We start from the raw sequence: 9,417 nt of genomic DNA on the forward strand, positions 1-9,417 counted from the left end.
CCCGCGGGTAAGGTCGGACAGTGCAGAGAGGAGGACGACGGCGATGACGCAGGTCGACCAGACCGAGGCGAAGCCCCGTCTCGGACGCAAGAGGGACCACACCCGCGACCCCGAGATCCTGGACGCCGCGCTCGACGTGCTGTCCGAGTCCGGGTACGACGGCATGACCATCGACATGGTGGCCGCCCGTGCCAAGGCCGGGAAGGCGACCGTCTACCGGCGGTGGTCGTCCAAGGCCGAGCTCGTGCTGGACGCCGTCGCGTGCATGAAGCAGGGCGAGATCGACCTCGACGACCTCCCCGACACGGGCACCCTGCGGGGCGACCTCGTCGCGATGATCCGGACGCCGAGCATCCGGGACGGCGAACGCAAGCTCAAGGTCATGGCCGGGATCGTGTCCATGATCGCCCGCAGCCCCGAGCTCGCCGCCGCCGCGCAGGAGGCCCTCGTCGAGCCGCGCGCCCGGGCCAACCGCATCTTCTTCCGCCGTGCCATCGAGCGCGGCGAGATCCCGGCCGACGTCGACGTCGAGAAGCTCTGCATCATCGGCCCGGCCCTGGTCTCCTACAGCGTGCTCATGCTGGGCCGCCCGGTCGACCGCGACTTCCTGATCGAGAACATCGACCAGGTCATCCTGCCCGCCGCCGGCGTCCGGGACGGGCGATGACCGGCCTGCCCCGGGTCGTCGCCACCGACCTCGACGGCACCCTCCTGCGGAGCGACGGCAAGGTCTCCGACCGCACCCGCCAGGTGCTCGCGGACCTCGACGCCGCCGGCGTCGAGGTGGTCTTCGTCACCGCCCGCCCGCCGCGCTGGCTCGACCACCTCGCCGACACCGTGGGCGGCCACGGCCGCGTCATCTGCATCGGCGGGGCGTGCGTGCTGGACCTCGCCTCCGGCGAGACCCTGGAGACCTGCGGCTTCGACGACGACGCCGTCCGCGCCGTCGTGACCGGCATCCGTGCCGCGCTGCCGCACGCGGCGCTCGCCTTCGAGCGGCCCGACGGCGTCACGTTCGACCCGGCCTACCCGAAGCGCGAGCCTGCGCTCGACCCCGGCCTGTGGTCGGTGCCGGTCGAGGACACCCTCGGCCTCGACGGCGCTCGCGGCCCGGTGTCCAAGATCCTCGCGCTCGACCCCGCGCACGTGCCCCCGCCGGGCGTCTTCACCGACCCGCCGGAGGAGATCCGGATGGCGCAGGAGCGGTTCTTCACGGCGGTGCGCGCCGCCGTGGGGGAGTACGCGCACCTGGCGTACTCGGGCGCCGTCGGCCTGGCCGAGCTCATGCCGCCCGGGGTGGACAAGGCCGCCGCGCTGGCCCGCTGGTGCACGCGCCTCGGCGTCGACGCCGCTGACGTCTGGGCCTTCGGCGACATGCCCAACGACCTGCCGATGCTCACCTGGGCGGGCCGCGGCATCGCGGTCGCCAACGCCCACGCCGACGTGCTGGCCTGCGCGGACGCCGTCGTCGGTCACCACGACGCCGACGGCGTCGCCGAGGAGCTGGCGACCGTGCTCGCCCGCGCCGCGGGCGAGCAGCGGGTCTAGGCCTTCGCGACCGGCTCCTCGTCCAGCAGCGGGCTCAGGTGGCGTGTGCCCAGGGCGCGCGTCGCCTGGTGCGCCCCCGCCCGGAGGCACTCCGCCGTCCCCGCCCCGGCGAGGTGCGCCGCGAAGAAGCCGGCGAAGAACGCGTCGCCGGCGCCGTTGGTGTCCAGCACCTCGGTGGGCTCCGCCGGCGTCTCGAACCAGCCCTCCGCCGTGCGCGCCACGGCCCCGCGGGCGCCGAGCGTGCACACCACGGTGCGCGCGCCCCGCTCCAGCAGCGCCGTCATGAGGGCGCGGTGGTCGTCCGTGCCGTCGTCGTTCAGGAAGACGTACGAGCACGCGTCTGCGAACGGCCGGTGGAACTCGGCCACGCCGTCGTAGTCGTGCAGGTCGGTCCAGAGGGTGGCGCCGCTCGCCGCGGCGGCCGGCAGCAGCCCCTGCCCGACGGCGCTCAGGTCCAGGACCACGTGCTCCGCCGCCGTCACGCGCGCGACCGCCGCGGGGTCGGGCGCGGCTGACGGGGCCGGGACGGCGAGGTAGATCGAGAGGCGTTCGCCGGCGTCGGTCATGAGGTTCAGGTGCTGCTCGGACGGCCCGGGCACGCGCCGCGCGAGCACCTCGGTGCCGCGCGCGTGCTCCAGCGCCGCCAGGACCAGGTCGCCCTCCGGATCCGTCCCGACGTCGGTGACGAGCGTGCTCGCCACGCCGAGGTCGGCCAGGTGCAGGGCCTTGCCGGCGCTCGTCCCGCCCAGCGTGCGGACCGACCCGCGGGCGAACAGGGTGTGCGGCCGCGGGTCGGGCAGGTGGTCGAGCCGGACCATCGTGTTCCAGGTCGCGGGCCCGGCCACCACGGTGCTAGGAGAGTTCATGGCGCACACCCTGCCAGGTCAGCCCCGCAGGCTCTGTTCGTCGGTCGGCTCAGCCGAGCAGCAGGACGTGCGCCTCGGCGACCGTGGTCGGGTCGCCCATCATGTCGACGGCCGCGATCCGACCGTCGTGCACGACGACCGCGAACAGGCCGAGCGGCGTGCCGTTAGGCGCGTACGCGAACCCGATGGAGCCGTCGATGAGCGCGGGCACCGCGCCGCCCGCCCGGCCGCGGAACGCGCCGGCCACGGCCGCGGCCCCGCGCACCTCGCGGGCCAGCAGGGGAGCGCCCCGGTCCGCGGCCTCGGACGCCGCCGCGAGGGCGGCCTGGTCGGCACGCAGCACCACGTCGGGCGCGAGCACGGCCAGCAGGCCCGCGAGGTCGCCCGTGCGGGAGGCCAGGAGGAAGGCCTCGACGACCTGCCGGTCCGTCCTTCCCGGGGTGGCGGCACGCCGGCCGACGTCGTCCCCCGCGTCGTCGCCGGCGGCGCGCTGCGCCCCGGGCCCGGACTGCACCCGGCGCCGGCCGCGGCTCGCGAGCTGGCGAGCCGCCGCGACCGACCGGCCCAGCACGGGCGCGATCTGCTCGTACGGCACGGCGAACAGGTCGTGCAGCACGAACGCCAGGCGCTCGGCCGGGTCGAGGCTCTCCAGCACCACCTGCATCGCCACGCCGACGACGTCGGCCAGCTCGGCCTCCCGCACCGGGTCGGGAGAGGCGTCGTCCAGGATCTCCGGCGCGCTGTCGTCGGGCCGGCCGCTCGGCAGCGGGTCCTCGCGGCGGGTCGACCGCGAGCGGAGGATGTCGAGGCAGATCCGGCCGGTGACCGTGGTCAGCCAGGCGGCCAGGTTGTCGATCCCCTCGTCGCCGGTCCGGTTCAGGCGCAGCCAGGCCTCCTGCAGCGCGTCGTCGGCGTCGTCGGGGTTGCCGAGCATCCGGTAGGCCACCGCCCGCAGGCGGGGCCGGTGCTGCTCGAAGGCGAGGGCAAGTTCGTCGGGGGTCATCTGTCACATCCTCGTTCCAGGGGGCGTCAAGGGTGTGACGGCGCGCAGGGCGCCGATGTGACAGGCCGGACCTCCGGCCGCGACGAGAGGACCCCGATGACCACGGAGACCACCACCCAGGACGCGACCCGGCACCTCGACCTCGCGGCGTCCGGCACACCCCACCTGCGAACCGTGACGTCCCGCATGAAGAACCCGGCGCTGCTCGTGCCGGGCGGCGCCAAGGCGCTGGCCGAGCTGGGGCAGATGGCCCATGGACAGGGCGTCTCCGCGGCCACGCTCGAGGTGGTGCACCTGCGCGTCAGCCAGATCAACGGCTGCGGCTGGTGCATCGACTACGGCATGCGGCAGGCCCGCAAGGCCGGCGAGTCGGAGGACCGCCTCGCGTCCGTAGCGGCCTGGCGCGAGTCGCCCTACCTCAGCGAGGCCGAGTGCGCGGCGCTCGAGCTCGCCGAGGCGATGACCCGCCTGGCCGACAGCCCCGACGGCGTGCCGGACGCCGTCTGGGACCGCGCCGCCGAGCACTGGGACGAGCAGGCGCTCGCGGCGCTGGTCCTGCACATCGGCGTCACCAACCTGTTCAACCGCCTGAACGTAACGGTCCGCCAGATCCCGGGCACCTGGTAACCGCCCCCGTTGAGTGCTGGCTATTTGTTGCTCCGGCAGGCGCCGAGCAACAAATACCCAGCACTCAACGTGTGCGGTGCGGTCAGGACGGGCCCAGGCGCGGCGCACGGCGGGCCTGGCGGACGCCGTCGACCGTGAGCAGGATCAGGGCGAGCCACACCAGGGCGAACCCGGCCCAGCGGGCGGGCGGCATGTGCTCCCCGAAGACGAGCAGCCCCACCAGGAACTGCAGCACCGGCGCGAGGTACTGCAGCATGCCGACGACGGACAGGGGCAGCCGCCGGGCGGCGGCGCCGAACAGGAGCAGGGGCAGCGCGGTCACGATGCCGGCGGACATGAGCAGCAGCGCGTGCCCGGTGCCCTCGTTCGTGAACGTGCCCGAGCTGCCGAGCCACAGGAGGTAGGCGAGCGCGAACGGCGTGGCGACGGTCGTCTCGACGGCCAGGCCGGGCAGGGCGGCGACGGTGCGACCCACGCGGTTCTTGACCAGCCCGTACAGGCCGAAGGAGAGCGCGAGGCAGAGCGAGATCCACGGCAGCCCGCCGAGCCCGGTGGACAGCACGACGACGGACGCCGCGCCGAAGCCGATCGCGATCCACTGCATGGGCCGGAGCCGCTCGCGCAGCACCAGCACACCGAGCAGCACCGTGATGATGGGGTTGATGAAGTAGCCGAGGGCGGCGTCGAGCACCCGGTCGCTGAGCACGGCGTACACGTACACCACCCAGTTGACGACGATCAGGGCCGCCGCCACGGCGAACGTGCCCAGGATGCGCGGCGACCGCAGGGCGGTGCGGAAGTCGCCGAGCTGGCGCAGGGCCGCGAGGGCGATGAGGCAGAAGAGCAGGCTCCACACGATGCGGTGGGCCACGATCTCCAGGGGGCCCGCCGGCTGGAGCAGCGGGAAGAACAGCGGCATCCCGCCCCAGAGCAGGTAGGCGCCGATGCCGAGGGGGAGACCCCAGCGATCCTGTTGTTGTGTCACTGCGTCACGATAGATCTCGCGCCCCCGTGCGAGTCCCGGATGCGCTGTGGGGCTCGTCACCTGGCCGGGCCCCTTTTCGATTTCTCGCGAGGGCTGGTGGGGCGCTATGGTTGGCACCGTTCACGGCTGGTTGCCCGAGCGGCCAAAGGGATCTGACTGTAAATCAGACGGCTCAGCCTTCGGGGGTTCGAATCCCTCACCAGCCACGTGAAGCACAGCAGGGCGTGACCAGCGATCTCGTTGGTCACGCCCTGTTTCGTTGTCTGGTCCGTGCCGGTGCGGCCGGCGTCGAGTACGGGTCCTGACCCCGGTTTCTGGCCCAACCGCCAGGTGCGGGCGGGGCTCGCGACCCGCGCGGCGCACCTCACACCGGATTCGATTTCACGCCAGGCCGGAGGGCATGTAGAGTCTTCCTCGCCGCCCCGATAGCTCAGTCGGCAGAGCGTCTCCATGGTAAGGAGAAGGTCAAGGGTTCGATTCCCTTTCGGGGCTCTGTGATCGACGCGGGGTCGTACGCCCACCCCACCGGTTCGCCGGTGGGGAGCAACGGCGGACGGCCTCGCGTTCAGTCACGCGCGGCGGGGTAGCTCAGCTGGTCAGAGCGCACGACTCATAATCGTGAGGTCGCGGGTTCGAGCCCCGCCCTCGCTACCAAGCAAGTACATCCGTCCGGCTTCCTGTGCCGGACGACGAGAAGACACATGGCGCCTCCCTCTCGAGGCGCGGAGGTGAGAGCCATGGCAAGCAAGAGCGCGGATGTCCGCCCGAAGATCACGCTGGCGTGCGTGGACTGCAAGGAGCGGAACTACATCACGAAGAAGAACCGGCGTAACGACCCGGACCGCCTGGAGCTGGCGAAGTTCTGCCCGCGCTGCGGCAAGCACACGTCGCACCGCGAGACTCGCTGAGTCTCGTAGCAGGCTCACACCGACGTGGCGAACGCTGATTTCGAGGGCCGGGTCTACCCGGCCGACGCCCCCTACTCCGTAGGCCGCGAGAAGATCCGCGAGTTCGCCGTTGCCGTCGGTGCCACGCACCCCGCGCACCACGATCTCGTGGCGGCGCGGGGTTTGGGCTATCCGGACCTGGTCGCCCCGCCCACGTTCGCCGTGGTCGTGGCGCAGCGCACCGAGTCGCAGTACGTCAGCGACCCCGAGGCCGACATCGACTTCTCCCGCGTGGTCCACGCGGACGAGCGCTTCACGCACCACCGTCCCATCGTCGCCGGCGACGAGCTCACGACGGTGCTGCACGTGGACCGGATCGTCTCCCGCGGCCCCATCAGCATGGTGACCACGCGCTGCGAGATCTACGCGATGCCCCAGCAGGTCGAGGTGCCGTCCCCCGAGGCCGACACCCCCGGCGAGCACGTCGCCACGGTCACGTCCACGCTGGCCATCCGAGGTGAGGACGCATGAGCCGCCCCGACATCGCGACGCTCGCCGTCGGCGACGTGATCGGCAGCCGCACCGTCACCTTCGACCGTGCGGCCCTGGTCCGGTACGCGGGTGCCAGCGGCGACCTCAACCCGATCCACTGGAACGACAAGTTCGCCGTGGACGCGGGCCTGCCCGGAGTCATCGCGCACGGCATGCTCACCATGGGCACCGTCGTGGGTCTGGTCGTGGACTGGGCGGGTGACCCGGGCGCCGTCGTCGACTACCAGACGCGCTTCACCAAGCCCGTCGAGGTGCCCAACCCGGGCACGGCACTGATCGAGGTCGTGGGCACGGTGGGCGTGGTCGACGCCGACGCCGGCACGGTCCGCGTGGACCTCGCCGTCACGGTCGACGGCGCCAAGGTGCTGGTCCGCGCCCAGGCGCTCGTCCGCCTCTGACGGCTTCCACCACCGTCGTCGGCACGGGCGGCGAACAGGTCAGTTTGCCGGGGTAACGATTTTTTAACCCGCGGACCCTTCTCATGCGCACCCTGATCGGGTGTGATTCTCTCGTCCGGAGCTCTACGGACTCGACGAGAGGAACCCCGCGTGACGTCACGACGACGTATCACAGCCCTGGCCACGGCGGCCGGGGTGCTCTTTCCGCTCATCCCGCTCTCCGCGGCTGCGGCCGCCCCCACGGTGACGACGTCCGGCGACGAGGTGGTCGCCTGCGCTCCCGTGCTGGCCGCCGGCTCGCTCGACGAGGCGTTCACCGCGGCTGCCGACGCCACCGGGGTGCCCGAGGACCTGCTCAAGGCGGTGTCCTACCTGGAGTCCCGCTGGGACCAGCACGCCGGCCAGGCCAGCGCCGACGGCGGCTACGGCGTGTTCAACCTGACTGCCGGGGAGGGCCTGGGGCATGCGCACGGCGACGGGCTGCCGCTGTCCGCGATCAACGACAAGACGGGCCCGGCCCGAGAGGGCACGCCCGAGCTCACCCGGGCGGCCGCGCTGACCGGCCTCGACGAGGCCACCCTGCGCTCGGACGCCCGGGCCAACGTCTGCGGCGGCGCGGCCCTCCTGGCGTCGTACCAGGCCCAGGCCGTGCGCGACGGCGCGGTCGACAGCGGTGTGGCCGACAAGGGGGCGGCCGACCCCGACGCCCCGACGTCACCGGGCGGCGTGACCGTCTGGGCGGACGCCGTGTCGCGGATGAGCGACATCGACGGCTTCGCGGCGGGCGTGTACGCCACGCTGCGGGACGGCGCGGGGACCACCACCCCGCAGGACGGCGCGGTCATCCTCACGGCCAACCCGGACGTCGTCGTGCCCCGGAGCGCGAGCACGAGCGACCCCGAGGCGGACTGCCCCGACGACCTCGGCTGCGAGTGGCTCCCCGCCCCGTACGAGAAGGGCTCGCCGGACCTGCCGGACGGCACCGGCGACTACGGCAACCACGACCAGGCCGACCGCACCGGCGCGGGCGGCCCGTCGATCGACTACATCCTGATCCACGACACCGAGACCGCCTACCAGCCTTCGGTGAACCTGGTGCAGGACCCGACCTACCTGGCCTGGAACTACACGCTGCGCTCCGAGGACGGGCACGTGGCCAACCACCTCGACTCGGCCGACGTCGGCTGGCACGCGGGCAACTGGTTCATGAACATGCACTCGATCGGCCTGGAGCACGAGGGCTGGGCGGGCACGGGGACCTGGTTCACCGAGGCGATGTACCAGTCGTCGGCGGCGCTCGTGCGCTACCTCGCGGCGGAGCACGACGTCCCGCTCGACCGGGCGCACGTCATCGGCCACGACCAGGTGCCGGGCATCCTGCCGGGCTACACCAAGAACGTGCACTGGGACCCGGGCCCCTACTGGGACTGGGACCACTACTTCGAGCTGCTCGGCGCACCGATCGGCGGCGACCTGGAGACGACGACGGACGTCGAGCCGGGCGACGTCGTCGAGGTGCGCACGGGCTACGCGCAGAACCCGAACGTGGTGACGGGCTGCGAGCAGGCGTCGCCGGGCTCGGGCGAGTGCGTCGAGGGCGCGGGCACCAACTTCCGGTACCTGTACCAGTCGCCCTCGGAGGACGCGCCGCTGGCCAAGGACCCGGGCTGGAAGCCGGACGGCGCGGACGGCACCACGTACGCGAGCGACGTGAGCGCGCGCGTGCAGTCCGGGCACAAGCTCGTGGTGGACCAGGTCGACGGCGACTGGCTCGGCGTGTGGTGGGCCGGCTCCCTGGTCTGGCTGCACAACCCGGCCGACCGTCCGGTCGTGGTGCCGGCGACGGCGCAGACCGTCACCGTCGCGGGCGACGCCCCCGCTCCGGTCTTCGGCCGGGCGTACCCGGAGGTCGCCGCCTACGCGGCGTACCCGGGCGTGCCGGTGCAGGCCGTGACACCCATCGAGTACACGGTCGGCGTGGGCCAGACGTACGCCGTGTCCGACGACGACGTGGCCGCCGACTACTACCGGGCCGCCACGTTCGACGGCTCAGGACCGGGAGACCGCACGGTCGTGCGCGGCGACGACGTCTACTACCAGGTGTGGCTGGCGCACCGGCACGTGTTCGTGAACGCGGCCGACGTCGAGCTCCACGACCCCGTCGTCGCGGACGTGTCCGGGCCGTCGGTCGAGGGGAAGGCCAAGGTCGGCCGGGTCCTGACCGCGGAGCCCGGCACGTACCTGCCGGACGACGTCGACGTGGCCTACCGGTGGCTGCGCGACGGCGAGCCGGTCCGCTGGGCGACCGGCAGCCGCTACCTGGTGACCGGCCGGGACCGGGGCGCGGAGATCTCGGTGGAGGTGACGGTCTCGGCGGACGGGTACACGCCGGCGTCGTACACCTCGGAACCCCGCTCGATCCCCCGCCGCTGAAACCGCCCCGCCACTGAAACCGCCCTGCCACTGAAACCGTTGAGTGCGGGACATTCGCGCTTCTGACACACAGAGAAGCGCGAATGTCCCACCCTCAACAGGTCGGGGTCACCAATTT

Annotated in this window: 10 protein-coding genes and 3 tRNA genes; 10 read left to right on the forward strand and 3 right to left on the reverse strand. The window is 72.7% G+C overall.

Annotation, left to right across the window (positions count from 1 at the left end; translation table 11 throughout):
* Positions 1–43: 43 nt before the first annotated feature.
* Both ACFV9Q_RS17145 and ACFV9Q_RS17150 read left to right on the forward strand, forming a co-directional pair.
* A complete protein-coding gene (locus ACFV9Q_RS17145; RefSeq protein ID WP_377235400.1) occupies positions 44–667 on the forward strand; it encodes a TetR/AcrR family transcriptional regulator in 624 nt (207 codons plus the stop codon).
* Positions 664–1,548: an HAD family hydrolase gene (locus tag ACFV9Q_RS17150; RefSeq protein WP_377235401.1), complete on the forward strand. Its 885-nt coding sequence runs from the start codon at positions 664–666 to the stop codon at positions 1,546–1,548. The genes ACFV9Q_RS17145 and ACFV9Q_RS17150 overlap by 4 nt, the downstream gene beginning before the upstream one ends.
* Here the strand turns inward: ACFV9Q_RS17150 and ACFV9Q_RS17155 are convergent.
* Together ACFV9Q_RS17155 and ACFV9Q_RS17160 are read right to left on the reverse strand one after the other, a co-directional pair.
* A complete protein-coding gene (locus ACFV9Q_RS17155; RefSeq protein WP_377235402.1) occupies positions 1,545–2,414 on the reverse strand; it encodes a carbohydrate kinase family protein in 870 nt (289 codons plus the stop codon). The two genes, ACFV9Q_RS17150 and ACFV9Q_RS17155, sit on opposite strands and share 4 nt — an antisense overlap.
* 49 nt (positions 2,415–2,463) lie before the next feature.
* Positions 2,464–3,417 carry a sigma-70 family RNA polymerase sigma factor gene (locus tag ACFV9Q_RS17160; protein ID WP_377235403.1) on the reverse strand — a complete coding sequence of 318 codons (954 nt, stop codon included), beginning with the start codon at positions 3,415–3,417 and terminating at the stop codon, positions 2,464–2,466.
* 96 nt (positions 3,418–3,513) lie between these two features.
* Here ACFV9Q_RS17160 and ACFV9Q_RS17165 point away from each other — a divergent pair, with 96 nt between their 5' ends.
* Positions 3,514–4,044, forward strand: a complete 531-nt coding sequence (locus ACFV9Q_RS17165; RefSeq protein ID WP_377235404.1) for a carboxymuconolactone decarboxylase family protein — start codon at positions 3,514–3,516, stop codon at positions 4,042–4,044.
* Between the two features lie 82 nt (positions 4,045–4,126).
* Here ACFV9Q_RS17165 and rarD read toward each other — a convergent pair whose 3' ends face one another.
* Positions 4,127–5,029, reverse strand: coding sequence for an EamA family transporter RarD (gene rarD / locus ACFV9Q_RS17170; protein ID WP_377235405.1), 903 nt, complete (start codon positions 5,027–5,029; stop codon positions 4,127–4,129).
* 124 nt (positions 5,030–5,153) lie between these two features.
* On the opposite strand from rarD, the gene ACFV9Q_RS17175 reads away from it, so the two are divergent.
* The 7 genes from ACFV9Q_RS17175 to ACFV9Q_RS17205 all read left to right on the forward strand — a co-directional run bounded on the left by ACFV9Q_RS17175 (position 5,154) and on the right by ACFV9Q_RS17205 (position 9,299).
* Positions 5,154–5,235 (forward strand) — tRNA-Tyr (locus tag ACFV9Q_RS17175).
* A 213-nt stretch (positions 5,236–5,448) separates the two neighbouring features.
* Positions 5,449–5,521: transfer RNA gene (locus ACFV9Q_RS17180), tRNA-Thr, on the forward strand.
* Between the two features lie 85 nt (positions 5,522–5,606).
* A tRNA-Met gene (locus ACFV9Q_RS17185) sits at positions 5,607–5,683 on the forward strand.
* An 83-nt stretch (positions 5,684–5,766) separates the two neighbouring features.
* Positions 5,767–5,937, forward strand: coding sequence for a 50S ribosomal protein L33 (rpmG, locus tag ACFV9Q_RS17190; protein ID WP_013837798.1), 171 nt, complete (start codon positions 5,767–5,769; stop codon positions 5,935–5,937).
* 24 nt (positions 5,938–5,961) lie between these two features.
* The gene (locus ACFV9Q_RS17195) at positions 5,962–6,447 is read left to right on the forward strand and encodes a MaoC family dehydratase N-terminal domain-containing protein (RefSeq protein ID WP_377235406.1); all 486 of its coding nucleotides are present in this window, start codon (positions 5,962–5,964) and stop codon (positions 6,445–6,447) included.
* Positions 6,444–6,866, forward strand: coding sequence for a MaoC/PaaZ C-terminal domain-containing protein (locus ACFV9Q_RS17200; RefSeq protein WP_377235407.1), 423 nt, complete (start codon positions 6,444–6,446; stop codon positions 6,864–6,866). Before ACFV9Q_RS17195 ends, ACFV9Q_RS17200 begins: the two co-directional genes overlap by 4 nt.
* 150 nt (positions 6,867–7,016) lie before the next feature.
* Positions 7,017–9,299, forward strand: a complete 2,283-nt coding sequence (locus ACFV9Q_RS17205) for an N-acetylmuramoyl-L-alanine amidase (RefSeq protein WP_377235408.1) — start codon at positions 7,017–7,019, stop codon at positions 9,297–9,299.
* Positions 9,300–9,417 lie beyond the last annotated feature (118 nt).

The organism is Promicromonospora sp. NPDC059942 (assembly GCF_042731755.1).
Lineage (GTDB): Bacteria > Actinomycetota > Actinomycetes > Actinomycetales > Cellulomonadaceae > Promicromonospora.

Excerpts from the sequence above, each read along its gene's own strand:
- ACFV9Q_RS17145 (WP_377235400.1), top strand. The coding sequence starts at position 44 with ATGACGCAGGTCGACCAGACCGAGGCGAAGCCCCGTCTCGGACGCAAG.
- ACFV9Q_RS17150 (WP_377235401.1), top strand. The coding sequence starts at position 664 with ATGACCGGCCTGCCCCGGGTCGTCGCCACCGACCTCGACGGCACCCTC.
- ACFV9Q_RS17155 (WP_377235402.1), bottom strand. The coding sequence starts at position 2,414 with ATGAACTCTCCTAGCACCGTGGTGGCCGGGCCCGCGACCTGGAACACG.
- ACFV9Q_RS17160 (WP_377235403.1), bottom strand. The coding sequence starts at position 3,417 with ATGACCCCCGACGAACTTGCCCTCGCCTTCGAGCAGCACCGGCCCCGC.
- ACFV9Q_RS17165 (WP_377235404.1), top strand. The coding sequence starts at position 3,514 with ATGACCACGGAGACCACCACCCAGGACGCGACCCGGCACCTCGACCTC.
- rpmG (WP_013837798.1), top strand. The coding sequence starts at position 5,767 with ATGGCAAGCAAGAGCGCGGATGTCCGCCCGAAGATCACGCTGGCGTGC.
- ACFV9Q_RS17200 (WP_377235407.1), top strand. The coding sequence starts at position 6,444 with ATGAGCCGCCCCGACATCGCGACGCTCGCCGTCGGCGACGTGATCGGC.